The organism is Micromonospora sp. NPDC048986 (genome assembly GCF_040649335.1).
GTDB lineage: Bacteria > Actinomycetota > Actinomycetes > Mycobacteriales > Micromonosporaceae > Micromonospora > Micromonospora alfalfae.
In genome coordinates, this window is sequence record NZ_JBEZFJ010000006.1 from 173,433 (window position 1) to 188,098 (window position 14,666).

10 protein-coding genes are annotated in these 14,666 nt (G+C 73.1%); 2 read left to right on the forward strand and 8 right to left on the reverse strand.

All coding sequences use genetic code 11. The features are described from left to right. Window positions 1-54: 54 nt before the first annotated feature. The 4 genes from AB0B94_RS14810 to gltB all read right to left on the reverse strand — a co-directional run bounded on the left by AB0B94_RS14810 (window position 55) and on the right by gltB (window position 8,426). Complete coding sequence (locus AB0B94_RS14810; protein WP_357277802.1) at window positions 55-552, reverse strand: hypothetical protein; 498 nt, start codon at window positions 550-552, stop codon at window positions 55-57. A 70-nt stretch (window positions 553-622) separates the two neighbouring features. Further along, entirely contained in the window at window positions 623-2,020 is a 1,398-nt protein-coding gene (locus AB0B94_RS14815; RefSeq protein WP_357277809.1) for an MFS transporter, read from the reverse strand. Window positions 2,021-2,194: 174 nt separating this feature from the next. Continuing rightward, window positions 2,195-3,730, reverse strand: coding sequence for a glutamate synthase subunit beta (locus AB0B94_RS14820; protein WP_357277812.1), 1,536 nt, complete (start codon window positions 3,728-3,730; stop codon window positions 2,195-2,197). Further along, complete coding sequence (gltB, locus tag AB0B94_RS14825; protein ID WP_357277816.1) at window positions 3,723-8,426, reverse strand: glutamate synthase large subunit; 4,704 nt, start codon at window positions 8,424-8,426, stop codon at window positions 3,723-3,725. Before gltB ends, AB0B94_RS14820 begins: the two co-directional genes overlap by 8 nt. A gap of 144 nt (window positions 8,427-8,570) precedes the next feature. Here gltB and AB0B94_RS14830 point away from each other — a divergent pair, with 144 nt between their 5' ends. Further along, window positions 8,571-9,416, forward strand: a complete 846-nt coding sequence (locus AB0B94_RS14830; protein ID WP_357277826.1) for a GNAT family N-acetyltransferase — start codon at window positions 8,571-8,573, stop codon at window positions 9,414-9,416. A gap of 36 nt (window positions 9,417-9,452) precedes the next feature. Here AB0B94_RS14830 and AB0B94_RS14835 read toward each other — a convergent pair whose 3' ends face one another. Both AB0B94_RS14835 and lgt read right to left on the reverse strand, forming a co-directional pair. Beyond that, complete coding sequence (locus AB0B94_RS14835) at window positions 9,453-10,640, reverse strand: NAD(P)/FAD-dependent oxidoreductase (RefSeq protein ID WP_357277829.1); 1,188 nt, start codon at window positions 10,638-10,640, stop codon at window positions 9,453-9,455. Window positions 10,641-10,649: 9 nt separating this feature from the next. Then, entirely contained in the window at window positions 10,650-11,831 is a 1,182-nt protein-coding gene (gene lgt, locus AB0B94_RS14840; protein ID WP_357277836.1) for a prolipoprotein diacylglyceryl transferase, read from the reverse strand. Between the two features lie 102 nt (window positions 11,832-11,933). On the opposite strand from lgt, the gene AB0B94_RS14845 reads away from it, so the two are divergent. Beyond that, complete coding sequence (locus AB0B94_RS14845) at window positions 11,934-12,554, forward strand: NUDIX hydrolase (protein ID WP_357277841.1); 621 nt, start codon at window positions 11,934-11,936, stop codon at window positions 12,552-12,554. A gap of 34 nt (window positions 12,555-12,588) precedes the next feature. Here AB0B94_RS14845 and trpA read toward each other — a convergent pair whose 3' ends face one another. Beyond that, window positions 12,589-13,392 (reverse strand): tryptophan synthase subunit alpha, encoded by an 804-nt coding sequence (trpA, locus tag AB0B94_RS14850; RefSeq protein ID WP_357277846.1) that lies wholly within the window; start codon window positions 13,390-13,392, stop codon window positions 12,589-12,591. A gap of 1 nt (window position 13,393) precedes the next feature. Then, on the reverse strand, window positions 13,394-14,632 hold the full coding sequence (gene trpB, locus AB0B94_RS14855) for a tryptophan synthase subunit beta (RefSeq protein WP_238667348.1): 1,239 nt from the start codon (window positions 14,630-14,632) through the stop codon (window positions 13,394-13,396). Between the last annotated feature and the right edge of the window lie 34 nt (window positions 14,633-14,666).

Consider the following 14,666-nt stretch of genomic DNA (forward strand, 5'->3'; position numbering starts at 1 on the left):
CCACAACTCCATGATCGACCGGCGGGGTCGGAGCAGGCTGGCCGGCGGCAGGGTTTACGGGGTTGAGGCTCCTGCCTCTTCGACGGCGCGGATGTGCCGGTACGCGAACCAGAGCGGCGGGAACGCCCCGACCGCGAAGGACAGGTCGACGACAGTCCAGAACCAGGGGATGTCCCGGATCGGGCCGCAGATCAGCGCCAGCGGAATGATGCCCGCACAGGCGATCATGCCGACCTGCACCACCCAGACGTTGCGCACCGGGTCGCGCAGCGGCCCCCAGAAGGCCACCGCCAGCACCAGGTGGGCGAAGGCCAACCAGTCGGTGCCGTAGAGCAGGAACGGGTAGTCCTCGCCGGCCGTCACGAGCCCGGTGTGCACCCGCTCGATCCAGGCGACAAGCGCGGGCAGTTGGCCGGCGAGCGGGTCCAGTGCGCGCAGCAGCCAGCGCACCTCGATCTCCAGCGGAAACGCTGTGACACCACTCAGGACGAGCCCGATCAGCACGACCCACAGCCACCGGCGGGTACGCCGTAGCCGCTCCTCAATGTCCATGACCGCAGCGTAACGATGATCTTCGTATCGCCCTGTCCCGGAAGCCGGCCGCCGGGGGGTGACCGCCGTCTCAGCGGTTCGCCACCGGCCCGGCGGTGACCAACTCCCGGAGCCGCACCCCGCCCGATCGCACCGCACCGGCTTCGGCGGGCGCGATGACGCAGACCGCACCGGTGGGCCGGACCATGCGGGCGGCCCGGAACGCCGCTCGTCGTACCGGATGACGAGGTCGCGGAACGACAAGCGCGAGGGTCGCCGCGCGGCCGCGCTGCCGGTCCAGGGCGACGCCCGCCGCCGTCGTGGCGATCGCCGCTGCGGCGCCGGCGAGGACGAGCGTCTGCCGGGGCCCGGCGTGTTCGGCGAGCCAACCGAGCAGCGGGGCGCCGACCGCGGCGGAGACCGAGCCGGTGACAGCCAGGGCGGCGAGCACCCGGCCCCGCATCGCACCGTCGGTGTCGAGCTGCGCGCGGGTGCCGACCGTGGTGTCGATGACCACAGCGGCGGCGGCGATCGGCAGGATCACCGCGGCGAAACTCCAGGTGCCCGGTGCCAGGCCGGCGACGATCTGCAACCCGCTGGCGACCAGGCCCGCGACGACAAGCGTCCGGTAGCCCAGCGAACGCCGCCGGGCCGCGACGAGCGCACCCACCACGGTGCCGACAGCGAACACCGTCGACAGCAGGCCGTACCCGGAGGCCCCGGCGTCCAGCGGACCGTCGCTCATCGCGGCCATGGTCACCTGGTAGTTGCGGCCCAGGCTGCCGAGCACGAACGACAGGGCGAGCGCGAGGAGCAGCACCGGCTGCCCGCGCAGGTAGGCGAACCCGGCGCGGACACCGCCCCGGCTCCGGCCGGCGTCCGGGGCCGGGAGGCCGGGCACCGCTTTCGGGCGTACGGCGAACAGCGCCACCACCACGGCGGCGAAGCTGGCCGCGTTGACGCCGAACAGAAGGGCGGGTCCGACGGCGGCCACCACCACGGCGCCGAGGCTCATGCCGAGGATGCGGCCGGCGGAGTTGGTGAGCGAACCGAGCGCCAGCGCGTTGCCCAGCGTCTCCCGGTCGACGAGGCTGGCGGCCCAGCGCCCCATCACCGGGCCTTCGATCGCCGAGACGGCACCGGTGGCCAGCGAGATCGCGAAGATCAGCGGCAGGCCGCCGACCCCGGTCAGGGCGACCGCCGCCAGTCCGGCGGCGAGCGCCGCGTGGGCGCCCTGGGCGGCGATCAGCAACGGGCGGGCGGGCAACCGGTCGGCCAGCACGCCACCCCAGACGCTGAGCAGCAGCGTGGGCGCCGCCTGGAGCAGCACGGCGAAACCCATCGACGTCGCCGAGCCGGTTTCCTTCAGGACGTACCAGTTGACCCCGAGGACCTGCATCCACGTGCCGATGACGGAGACGAAGCCGGCGAGCGCCCAGATCCGGTAGTTGCGGTGGCGCAACGCGGCGAAGGTGGCACCTCTGGCCACGACGAACCTCCAGCGATCGGCAGCATGCTCACTCAGACCGATCGCGGCGCGGTTCGGCAGCCGACAAGTCTTGCCGGCTTAAACCTCTCTGCCCACATTTGTGAGCGGCTTCACCAGCGGGAACGCCCGGCCGGTGCGGTGGCGGACCTGCCGCACCGACCGGACACCCGCACCTCAGCGAGCGGCGAGGGCCTGCGCGGCCGGGCCCACCGGGGCCGGCAACGCACCGACACCGCCCAGATAGCCGTGGATGGCGGCGGCGACCGCCCGCCCCTCGGCGATGGCCCAGACGATCAACGATGCGCCCCGGTGCATGTCACCAGCCACGAACACCCCGTCGGCGTCGGTCTGCCAGTCGTCGCGGGCGTCGATTGCGCCCCGAGGGTTGCGGGCCACACCGAACTGGGCCAACAGCGGCTGCTGCTCGGTGCCCTCGAAGCCGATCGCCAACAGCACCAGATCGGCCGGCAACTCCCGCTCGGAGCCCGGCACCACCGTGACGACCCGCCGGCCGTCGCGCTTCTCCACTGTCACCTCGGCGATCCGCACCGCCCGCACCTGGCCGGCACCGTCGTCGACGAACTCCTGCACCGCCACGGCGAAGACCCGCTCGCCGCCCTCCTCGTGCGCCGGGTAACTGCGCAACACCCACGGCCAGGTCGGCCACGGATCCCGTGCCTCGTCGCGCTCCTGCGGCGGCTGCGGGTACAGGTCGAGCTGGTGCACGCCCGCGGCGCCCTGACGGTGCGCGACGCCGAGACAGTCGGCCGCCGTGTCACCTCCGCCGATGATCACCACGTGCTTGCCGGCCGCGTCGATCGGCGTGCCGTCCGGCAACACCGCCGGCGCCAGCCGACGCTCGGCGGTGGCCACCACGCCGGCCTGGTCGGTGGCCGCCGTGGCGACCGCGCGATTCGCCGCGACCAGATGCGCCATCGCCTGGTGTACGCCCCGAAGCGCCCGCCCCGGGGTCTCCGGGGTGTCCCGGCCCTGCAACGCACCACAGGCCAGCAGCACCGCGTCGTGCTCGGCGCGCAACTGTTCGGCGGTGACGTCCACCCCGACGTTCACACCGGTGCGCAAGCGCACCCCCTCGGCGGTGAGCTGGGCCAGCCGGGCATCGATGTGCCGCTTCTCCAACTTGAAGTCCGGGATGCCGTACCGCAGCAGGCCACCGATCGCGTCGTCGCGTTCGTACACGGTCACCGCGTGACCGGCGCGGGCCAGCTGCTGGGCGGCGGCGAGGCCGGCGGGCCCGGAGCCGACGACGGCGACCGACCGGCCCGACGGCGCCGGCACCGGGTGGGGGGTGAACCCGCGCGCCGCGGCGGCGTCGGCGATCTCCACCTCCACCTGCTTGATGGTCACCGGTTGACCGCCGGAGATGCCGAGCACGCAGGCCGCCTCGCAGGGCGCGGGGCAGAGCCGGCCGGTGAACTCCGGGAAGTTGTTGGTGGCGTGCAGCGACTCCACTGCGGCGTCCCAGTTGCCGGTACGCACCAGGTCGTTCCAGTCCGGGATGCGATTGCCCAGCGGGCAGCCGTCGTGGCAGAACGGGATGCCGCAGTCCATGCACCGGGTGGCCTGCTCACGGACCAACTCCTCGCCGGCCGGCGGGTACACCTCCCGCCAGTCGCTGATCCGCACCGGCACCGGCCGGCGGGCCGGCAGCCGCCGGTCGTAGCGCAGGAAACCGTTCGGGTCAGGCACGTGCCACCTCCTGGGCAGCCACCCGCGGGGCGGGCGGCACCGGCGCGGCGGGCGCGCTCAGCGCGCCCATCACCGCGTCGTCGACGTCGCGGCCGGCTGCTTCGGCGGCCCGCATGATCTCCAGCACCCGGCGGTAGTCGCGGGGTACCACGGCGGTGAACTCGGCCACCGCCTCCGGCCACCGCTTGAGCAGCTCCTCGGCGACAGCCGACCCGGTCTCGGCCACGTGCCGTTGGACCAGCTCGTGCAGGAGCGACTGCTCCTGCTCGCCCAGCGGCAGCAGGTCGACCAGCTCCGCGTTGACCCGGGACCGGTCCAGGTGGTGCACGAACGCCGTGCCGCCGGACATGCCCGCGGCGAAGTTCCGGCCGGTCGCGCCCAGCACCACCACAGTGCCGCCGGTCATGTACTCGCAACCATGGTCACCGACACCCTCGACCACGGCGATCGCGCCGGAGTTGCGCACCGCGAACCGCTCCCCCACCCGGCCGCGCAGGAAGACCTCGCCCGCGGTGGCCCCGTACAGGATGGTGTTGCCGGCGATGATCTGATCCTCGGCCCGCTGCCCCGGCTCGGCGTCCGGGTCGAGGAACGGCGCGGCGGCGTCCGGACGGACGATGAGCCGACCCCCGGAGAGGCCCTTGCCCACGTAGTCGTTGGCGTCGCCGTGCAGGCGCAGTGTCACCCCGCGCGGCAGGAACGCGCCGAACGACTGCCCAGCCGTGCCGTGCAGCACGAACTCGATGGTGTCCTCCGGAAGGCCGGCGCCACCGAAGCGACGGGTCACCTCACCGCCGAGCATCGCGCCGACGCTGCGGTGCTCGTTGCGCACCGCCACCTCGACCCGCACCGGCGCTCCGTCCGCCAGCGCCGGACGGGCCAACGCGATCAGCTCGTTGTCGAGCGCCTGCTCCAGGCCGTGATCCTGCGCGCGGACCCCGCGTCGGGCCACGCCGGCGGGCAGCTCCGGCAGGTGCAGGACGGGCGCCAGGTCCAACCCGTGCGCCTTCCAGTGCGTCACCGCGGGGGCCACGTCGAGCAGCTCCGACTGCCCGATCGCCTCCTCGATCGACCGGAGACCCAACTCGGCCAGGTACCCCCGGACCTCCTCGGCGAGGAAGAGGAAGAAGTTCTCCACGAACTCCGGCTTGCCGGTGAAGCGCTCGCGCAGCACGGGATTCTGCGTGGCGATGCCGACCGGGCAGGTGTCCAGGTGGCAGACGCGCATCATCACGCAACCCTCGACGATCAGCGGCGCTGTCGCGAAGCCGAACTCCTCCGCGCCGAGCAGCGCCGCGACCAGCACGTCCCGGCCGGTCTTGAGCTGGCCGTCGACCTGCACAGTGACCCGGTCGCGCAGCTTGTTGAGCAACAGCGTCTGCTGCGCCTCGGCCAACCCCAGCTCCCACGGGGTGCCGGCGTGCTTGAGCGAGTTCATCGGGGAGGCGCCGGTGCCGCCGTCGTGGCCGGAGATCAGGATGACGTCCGCCTTGAGCTTTGCCACACCGGCGGCGACGGTGCCGACGCCGACCTCGCTGACCAGCTTGACGTGCACCCGGGCCGCCGGGTTGACGCACTTCAGGTCGTGCACCAACTGGGCGAGGTCCTCGATGGAGTAGATGTCGTGGTGCGGCGGCGGGGAGATCAGCCCCACGCCCGGGGTGGCGTGGCGGGTCCGGGCGATCCACGGCCAGACCTTGTTACCGGGCAGCTGACCGCCCTCGCCCGGCTTGGCGCCCTGGGCCATCTTGATCTGAAGGTCGTCGGCGTTGACCAGGTATTCGCTTGTCACACCGAAGCGGCCGCTGGCGATCTGCTTGACCGCCGACCGGCGGGCCGGGTCGTGCAGCCGCTCGACGTCCTCGCCGCCCTCACCGGTGTTGGACTTGCCGCCGAGCCGGTTCATCGCGATGGCGAGCGTCTCGTGCGCCTCCGCCGAGATCGACCCGTACGACATGGCGCCGGTGGCGAAGCGCTTGACGATCTCGGTGGCCGGCTCGACCTCCTCGATCGGCACCGCCGGACGGACCCCGGTGCGCAGTGTGAACAGCCCGCGCAGCGAGCCGGCCTGCGCGGCGAGCGCGTCGACCTTGGCGGTGTACTGCCGGAAGACGTCGTACTGCCGACTGCGGGTGGCGTGCTGCAGCAGGAAGACCGTCTCCGGGTTGAACAGGTGCAGCTCACCCTCGCGACGCCACTGGTACTCGCCACCGACCTCCAACCGGTCGGAGGTGGCGGTGCCGGCCGGCGGCCAGGCCAACGCGTGCCGGGCGGCCACCTCGGTGTGCACGCCGGCGAGACCCACCCCGCCGATGCGGCTGGGAGTGCCCCGGAAGTAGCGCTCGACAAGCCGGCTGTCCAGGCCGACCGCCTCGAAGACCTGCGCACCGCAGTACGAGGAGACCGTCGAGATGCCCATCTTGGACATGATCTTCAGGACGCCCTTGCCGAGCGCCTTCGCGTAGTTGCGCACCGCTGCGGCGGGCTCCACCCCGGCCAACATGCCAGTGGCGATCATGTCCTCGACCGACTCGAACGCCAGGTACGGGTTGACCGCCGCCGCGCCGTAGCCGATCAGCACCGCCGCGTGGTGCACCTCCCGGCAGTCCCCGGACTCGACGATCAACGCCGCCCGCGTACGGGTCTGCTCGCGCACCAGGTGCTGGTGCACGGCCGCGGTGAGCAGCAGCGACGGGATCGGCGCCAGGTCGGCGTTGGAGTCCCGGTCGGAGAGCACCAGGATGCGCACGCCGTCCTCGATCGCCTCGGAGACGTGCCGGCAGATCTCGGTCAGCCGCGCCTTGATCCCGGCGGCGCCCTCCCGGATCCGGTACAGCCCGGAGACCCGGACCGCCTTGAAGCCGGGCAGGTCGCCGTCCTCGTCGATGGAGAGGATCTTCGCCAGCTCGTCGTTGTCGATGATCGGGTGCGGGAGCACGATCTGCCGGCAGCTCGCGGCACCCGGGTCGAGCAGGTTGCCCTCCGGCCCGATCGTCGACGCCAGGCTGGTCACCAGCTCTTCGCGGATGGCGTCCAGCGGCGGGTTGGTGACCTGGGCGAAGAGCTGGTGGAAGTAGTCGTAGAGCAGCCGCGGCCTTGTGGACAGCGGCGCGATCGGGGTGTCCGTACCCATCGAACCGAGCGGCTCGGCGCCGGTGCGGGCCATCGGCCCGAGCAGGATCTTCAGCTCTTCCACGGTGTAGCCGAAGGTCTGCTGCCGACGGCGCACCGAGTCGTGCGTGTAGACGGTGTGCTCGCGGGCCGGCAGGTCGTTCAGCTCGATCAGCCCGGCGTGCAGCCACTCGCCGTACGGCTGGGCCGCGGCCAACTCGGACTTGATCTCCTCGTCGTGCACGATCCGCCCGGCCACTGTGTCGACCAGGAACATCCGGCCCGGCTGGAGCCGACCCTTGGCGACCACGTGGGCCGGGTCGAGGTCGAGGACGCCCGCCTCGGAGCCGAGCACCACGAGCCCGTCGTCGGTCTGCCACCAGCGCCCCGGGCGCAGCCCGTTGCGGTCCAGCACCGCGCCGACGATCTCGCCGTCGGTGAAGGCCACCGACGCCGGACCGTCCCACGGCTCCATCAGGCTGGCGTGGAAGCGGTAGAAGGCGCGCTTGGCCGGGTCCATCCCCGGGTCGTTCTCCCAGGCCTCGGGGATCATCATCAGCACCGCGTGCGGCAGGCTCCGCCCGGCCAGGTGCAGCAGCTCCAGGACCTCGTCGAAGTTCGCCGAGTCGGAGGCTGCGGGGGTGCAGACCGGAAAGACCCGCCGGATGTTTCCCGGCACGTTCGGCGAGCGCAGAAGCGCCTCGCGGGCCTGCATCCAGTTGCGGTTGCCCCGGATCGTGTTGATCTCGCCGTTGTGGGCGATGAACCGGTACGGGTGCGCGAGCGGCCAGGACGGGAAGGTGTTCGTGGAGAAGCGGGAGTGCACCAAGGCGATCGCGCTGTCCACCCGCTCGTCGCGCAGGTCCGGGTAGAACGCCGGCAACTGGTCGGGCGTGAGCATGCCCTTGTAGACCATGGTGCGGCTGGACAGCGACGGGAAGTACGCCGGAACACCACGCTCGGCGGTCTCCCGTTCGGCCTGCTTGCGCAGGCAGAACGCCACCCGGTCCAGGTCGAGGCCGCGCAGCGGGGAGCCGGCCGGCCCGTCGGGCGCGTCGGTGAGGCGGTGCGCGGCCAGAAAGAGCTGCCGGACGCGGGGCATCGCCGCCAGGGCGGTCTCGCCCAGGTCACTCGGGTCGATCGGCACGTCCCGCCAACCGAGCAGGTCGGCACCCTCGACCAGTGCGTACTTCTCGACCACCCGGCGGGCACGCTCCTCGGCGGCATCGTCGTCGGGAAGGAAGACCAGCCCCGTGGCGTACTCGCCGGCCGGAGGAAGCGCGACGTCGGCCACCGCGCGCAGGAACGCGTCGGGCACCTGGATCATGATGCCGGCGCCGTCGCCGGTGTTCGGCTCCGCGCCACGGGCGCCCCGGTGGTCCAGCCGACAGAGCGCGCCGAGCCCATTGGCGACGACCGAGTGTGAACGCCGGCCGTGCAGGTCCGCCACGAAGGCCACGCCGCAGGCATCGTGCTCCTGCGCTGGGTCGTAGAGGCCCTGGGCGGACGGGTGGGGGTGGGGCGTCGGGGACGCCTGTGGGCTGTGCGGGTGCGGCTGTTCTGTGTCCGCGTACGGCTGAGCCACCGGGCCTCCTGTCGTCACTCAGGTTGGATCATGGTGGGGACGACGTCGGCCCGTGGGTCTATTGAGTCTACGTTAGGGCCGGGGTCGCACGGCCACCCGAGATTGATCACACCGTCCACTGGCTGGGACGTGTAGTCTCGCGCGGTGGATCCGCTACACAAGCACGTCTTCGACCGGTTGGAACGCTTCTACGACGCGGTGCCCCGCGACGTCGCCGGTGCGGAGGAGCATGGCGCGCTGGTGCTGTTCGTCCGCGAAGGCGCCGGGTGGCCGTTCTACGCCCGTCCCCGGATCGACGCCAGTGAGCCGCCGTCGCTGGCCGACGTGGTCTCGGTCCGCGAACGCCAGCGGAAGCTGGGCCTGCCAGAAGCGTTCGAGTGGGTGCACGAGACGACCCCGGAGCTGCTGGCGGTGGCCCGCTCGGCGGGGCTCAGCGTGCTGGAGGCGCCGCTGATGGTGCTCGACCCGGGCGCGCTGCCCGACCCGGCGACGCTCTCCGACGCGGCGGTACGGGTGCTGGCAGCCGACTCCCCCGGCTTCGCCGCCGATGTCGCCGCACGGCGTGCGGTGGCAGCGGTGGCATTCGCCGCCGCCGGCACCGCGCCCGGCGAGGCGGGCCCGGCCGAACGCGACGCCGCCGTCACCGAACTCGAACTGGCCGCGCTCGACGAGGAGCGTGCCCGGATCGCCGACGGGCGACGGATCTCCGCGCTGGCCGGCACAGCGACCGAGGGCGCGCTGGCCAGCGGCATGGCGATGCGGGTGGACGACGTCGCGGAGATCGCCGGGGTGGCCACCCTGCCGTCCGCCCGACGACGCGGGCTGGGCGCCGCGCTCACCGCCACCCTGGCCCGGGAACTGCTGGCCGCCGGCACCGAGCTGGTCTTCCTCTCCGCCGGCAGCGAGGAGATCGCGCGGGTCTACCTGCGGGTCGGCTTCCGCCGAATCGGCACCGCCTGCATCGCCGAACCCGCCGCCCTCATCCCCTGACCTGCCCCACTGCGCTGACCTGCCTCACGGTCGAGGTCAGGTCGGTGGGCGCCACTGGGCGGCGGAGGCGGCGGCGCTGGAGAGCAGCCGGGAGTTGATCGTGCCCAGCGCGGCGTCCCGGGCGCGCAGCGCCAACCGGCCCCGGGTCTGCAGCACCGCCGACATCCGCCGGGTCTGGCGGACCACCGTCGCGGCCCGGGGGCGGCGCACCCGGTCGTACGTCTGCACGGCGTCGGGCAGCCGGGCCTCCCGCAGCAGCGACGCGAGCGTCGCGGCGTCCTCGAACGCGAGGCAGGCGCCCTGCCCGAGGTGCGGCGGCATGGCGTGCGCCGCGTCGCCGAGCAGCACCACCCCACCGGGCCCGACCGGAAAGCCGTACGCCCGGGGCAGCGGGCGCAGCTCACGAACCTCCTGTTGGACCAGGTCGGCCGGGTCGGTGGCGTCGAGCAGCGCGCCGACCGGCGCGGGCCAGCCCGCGTACCAGCGGCGTAGCAGGGCGAGCTGGGTCTCCGGTGGTTCCGGGCGGGGCGCGCCGGCGGCGGTGGCCACCCAGTAGATGCCGCCCCTGGTGGACCCGCCCGAGGAGCCGCGCTCGCCCAGCGACGCGGCCACGAACCGGTAACCCGCGCCGAGAATCTCACCGGCCAGCGGCTGATCGTCGGGGAGCCGAGGTGCCTGGTACCAGGGGATCACGGCCCGCCAGGCGGCGCACCCGGAGCTGACCACCCGGGACTCGGGCGCGAGTTGGCGGCGGATGCCGCTGTCAGTGCCGTCGGCGGCGACCACCAGGTCGGCCTCGATGGTGTGCCGCCCGTCGCTGACTCCCGGCCGCTCGCCCGGCTCGACGCGGACGTGGCGCACTGTCACCCCGGTCCGCAACTCGACCCGTTCGCCGAGGCCGGCGATCAGCGCGTCGTGCAGATCCTCCCGGTGCACCACCACCGGCATCCGGTCGGCCGGGATGGGCCGGGGCTGCACGAGCCAGTGCCCGTCCGGGCGACGGACCCCGCCGTCGGGCAACGGGGTGGCGATGGCGGCCAGGCCGGCACCGAGGCCGAGGGCCTGCAGCGCGCGCACGCCGTTGGGCCAGAGCACCACAGCGGTCGGCTCGGGGCGGACCCGTTCGGCGCGTTCCAACACTGTGACCTGCCAGCCGGAACGGGCCAGCGCGCCGGCCACCGCGAGGCCACCCACCCCTGCGCCGACCACCACCGCGCTTCGCATCGGTGCCGCTCAGCTGTCCCGGTCGGCGGGACGCGCGCCGGTAGCGTCAGCCCGGTCGGTGCGGGCGCCGGACGGCTCGTCCACCGGCTCGTCATCGCTCGACGTGAGGTCGGCGGATGCCGTGTCGTCGGACGGCTGGTCATCCTCGGGCCGGGAGTCGTCGTCGGTCGCCGGCGGTACGACGCCGGTGTCCTGCCAGACCGCGTACTGCTCCTCGCTCACCACCCGGTAGCCCTCCGGCGCGGCGGCCCGCGTGGGGGTCTCCCGCTCGGAGAGGTCGACCTGGGACAGGTCGGACGTGGGGGGCGCTGTCGTGGTCGCTGCCGGGCCGAGCGGGATCAGGTAGTCCCGAGGGCCACGCACCCGTACGAAGTAGATCAGCGCGCCGAGGAAGACCACCGCGGCCGTCCAGACGTTGAGCCGGACGCCGAGGATCTGGTTGGCCTCATCGGTGCGCATCAGCTCGATCCAGAACCGGCCGACCGTGTAACCCATCACGTAGAGCGCGAACGCCCGGCCCCGGCCAAGCTTGAGCCGGCGGTCGAGGACCAGGACCAGAGCTACGACGCCGAGGTTCCACAGCGCCTCGTAGAGGAAGGTCGGCTGGTACAGACCCGGTTCGAGGATCGGCTGCCCGGCGTCGTCGCGGAGAGCGTGCCCGGGGTTGTCCGGGTCCATCCGGTGGATCTCCAGACCCCACGGCAGTGTCGTCCGGCCACCGAAGAGCTCGTTGTTGAACCAGTTGCCGATCCGGCCGACGGCCTGGGCCAGCGGCAGCCCGGGGGCGAGCGCGTCGGCCAGCACCCCGAACGGAATGCCGAGCTGTCGGGCCGCGATCCAGGCACCGACCGCGCCACCGGCGACCGCGCCCCAGATGCCGAGACCGCCCTCCCAGATGGCGAACGCCTTCATCGGGTCCCCACCGGCGCCGAAGTACTTCTCCGGTGAGGTGATCACGTGGTAGATCCGGGCGCCGATGATGCCTGCGGGAACCGCCCAGACGGCGATGTCGAGCACTGCGCCGGGCGCGACGCCGCGCTGCCGCAGCCGGCGCTCCGTCACCCAGCAGGCCAGCACGATGCCGGCGATGATGCAGAGCGCGTAGGCCCGGATCGGCACCGGCCCGAGCTGCCAGACCGCGGTGCTGGGGCTGGGCAGGGCCGCCTGGGGAGAGAGCGAGGCGAGGGTCACGGTTGCACACGCTACCGCTGCACACCCCCACAGCGGCACCCCGGTCCGCTGGAGGGCGCATCCCGGTGACTTGTGGTTTGCACCGCCGTAGGCTCTTTGTCCATGAGCGCGCTCACCTGGGCGGTCGCCGCTGTCGTCACCGACGACACCGGTCGGGTGCTGCTCTGCCAGCAAGGTCGGGGTGCCCGCCGCTACGCGTTGCCCGGCGGACGACTGCGCCCGGCCGAGGGCCCGGTGCGGGCGGCGTTACGGGACATTCGCGCCGAGACGGGCTGGGAGATCGAGCTGACCGACCTCGTCGGCATCTACCAGGTGAGCGGCCCTTCAGGGGAGGCCGCCGCCGGACGCGCCGGCCCGCTGCCGGACGTCCTCGTGCACGTGTTCCGGGCCCGCGCTGCCGGTGTCCGACCCGCCACCGACCCACCGCCGGGCTGCCGATTGTCCTGGCACTCCCCCGACGCGCTGCCCGAGGTGGTCACACCGCTCACCCGGGCCGCCGTCACCGACGCGACAGCCGGTCGCTCCGGCGTGCTCCGCGACGTCGCCTGCGTGCCCGACACCATCGCCGCCGCGCCGCTGCCGGCGGCTCGCCCGGCCGAGCACGGCCGGCCGACGACCGACAAGGACACGCAGCGCCCGGGCACCGGCCAGGACAGCCAACCGGGAGCGGGGCAGCCACCGGAGCAACGCGGTGAGGCGGTGGACCCGTCGCTGCACCCCTGACGAGCGGCGCGGCCGGGCCCAGCAAGCGCCGGGCTCAGCGGGTGGGGTTACGGACGCCTTCGGCGAGTTCGGCGCTGAGCGTGCGCAGGGCGGCCAGCCCGTCGGCCTCGGTGGGCGCGTCGAGCACACACCGGACCAGCGCGCTGCCGACGATCACCCCATCGGCGTAACCGGCGACGGTGCCGGCCTGCGCGCCGGTACCGACACCCAGGCCAACGCCGATCGGCAGGTCGGTGACCGCGCGGGCCCGGGAGACCAGTGTCGGGGCGGCGTCGGAGGTACGCGCCCGGGCGCCGGTCACCCCCATCACCGCGGTCGCGTAGACGAAACCGCGGCAGTGCTGGACCGTCATCGCCAGCCGGGCGTCGGTGGACGACGGCGAGACCAGGAACGTGCGGTCCAGCCCGTGCGCCTCCGAGGCGGCCAGCCACTCGTCGGCCTCGTCAGGGATCAGGTCCGGGGTGATCAGACCGGTGCCGCCGGCGGAGGCCAGGTCACGGGCGAAGACGTCCACGCCGTACCGCTCGACCGGGTTCCAGTAGGTCATGGTGACCACCGGAGCGCCGGTGGCCGCCACCGCCTCAATGATGCGCATCGTGTCCGCAGTGCGTACGCCCCCGGCCAGGGCGATGTCGCTGGCCCGCTGGATCACCGGCCCGTCCATCACCGGGTCGGAGTAGGGGATCTCCACCTCGATCACGTCGACGCCGGCCTCGACCATGGCGGTCATCGCGGCGATGCTGCCCTCGACGGTGGGGAAACCGGCCGGCATGCAGCCGACCAGCAGTGCCCGTCCGTCGGCGCGGGCTTTGTCGAAGGCCACCCCGATCCGGCTCATCTCACCGCTCCTTGTCGAGGATGCCGAAGTAGTCACCGGCGGTGTGCACGTCCTTGTCGCCCCGCCCGGAGAGGTTGACCACGATCGTGGGCTCCCGGCCCAGCTCCGCGGCGAGCTTGGGAGCCAACGCGACGGTGCCGGCGAGCGCGTGTGCGCTCTCGATCGCCGGGATGATGCCCTCGGTGCGGCAGAGCAGCTCGAACGCGGCCATCGCCTCGTCGTCGGTGACCGGCAGGTAGTTCGCCCGGCCGGTGTCGTGCAGCCACGCGTGCTCGGGCCCGACGCCCGGGTAGTCCAGGCCGGCGGAGATCGAGTGCGACTCCAGGGTCTGCCCGTCAGCGTCCTGGAGCACGAAGGTGCGGGTGCCGTGCAGCACCCCGGCCGACCCGCCGGTGATGCTCGCCGCGTGCCGGCCGGTGGCCACCCCGTCGCCACCGGCTTCGAAGCCGTACAGCCGCACGGCCTCGTCGCCCACGAACGCGTGGAAGATGCCCAGCGCGTTGGAGCCGCCGCCGACGCACGCGGTGACGGCGTCCGGCAGCCCACCGGTGAGGTCCAGGCACTGCTGACGGGCCTCGTCACCGATGCCCCGAACGAAGTCGCGCACCATCGCCGGGAACGGGTGCGGGCCCGCGGCGGTGCCGATCAGGTAGTGCGTCTCGTCGACGTTCGCCACCCAGTCGCGCATCGCCTCGTTCATCGCGTCCTTGAGGGTGCGCGAGCCGTTGGTGACCGGGACGACGGTAGCGCCGAGCATCCGCATCCGGGCCACGTTGAGCGCCTGCCGCTCGGTGTCGACCTGGCCCATGTAGACCACACACTCCAGGTCGAACAGGGCGGCGGCGGTCGCGGTGGCGACACCGTGCTGGCCGGCGCCGGTCTCCGCGATCACGCGGGTCTTGCCCATCCGCTTGGTGAGCAGCGCCTGGCCGAGCACGTTGCGCACCTTGTGCGCACCCGTGTGGTTGAGGTCCTCGCGCTTGAGCAGCACCCGCGCGCCGACCTTCGCGGAGAACCGCCGGGCCTCGTAGAGCAGCGACGGCGTGCCGGCGTAGTCGCGCAGCAGCGCGCCGAACTCCGCCCGGAAGGACTCGTCCGCCATCGCCGTACGCCACGCCCCGTCGAGCTCGTCCAGCGCGGCCACCAGGGCCTCGGGAACGAACCGACCGCCGAAGCGGCCGAAGTGGCCGGCGGAGTCGGGCTGCGGGCCGGCCACCGGGGCCAGCGCGTCGGCGCTCATCGGGGATCCTCTCGGTGGGACGTCGGACCGGGGC

Coding starts and splice junctions, on each gene's coding strand:
- AB0B94_RS14810 (WP_357277802.1), bottom strand. CDS start 552: ATGGACATTGAGGAGCGGCTACGGCGTACCCGCCGGTGGCTGTGGGTC.
- AB0B94_RS14835 (WP_357277829.1), bottom strand. CDS start 10,640: ATGCGAAGCGCGGTGGTGGTCGGCGCAGGGGTGGGTGGCCTCGCGGTG.
- AB0B94_RS14845 (WP_357277841.1), top strand. CDS start 11,934: ATGAGCGCGCTCACCTGGGCGGTCGCCGCTGTCGTCACCGACGACACC.
- trpA (WP_357277846.1), bottom strand. CDS start 13,392: ATGAGCCGGATCGGGGTGGCCTTCGACAAAGCCCGCGCCGACGGACGG.
- trpB (WP_238667348.1), bottom strand. CDS start 14,632: ATGAGCGCCGACGCGCTGGCCCCGGTGGCCGGCCCGCAGCCCGACTCC.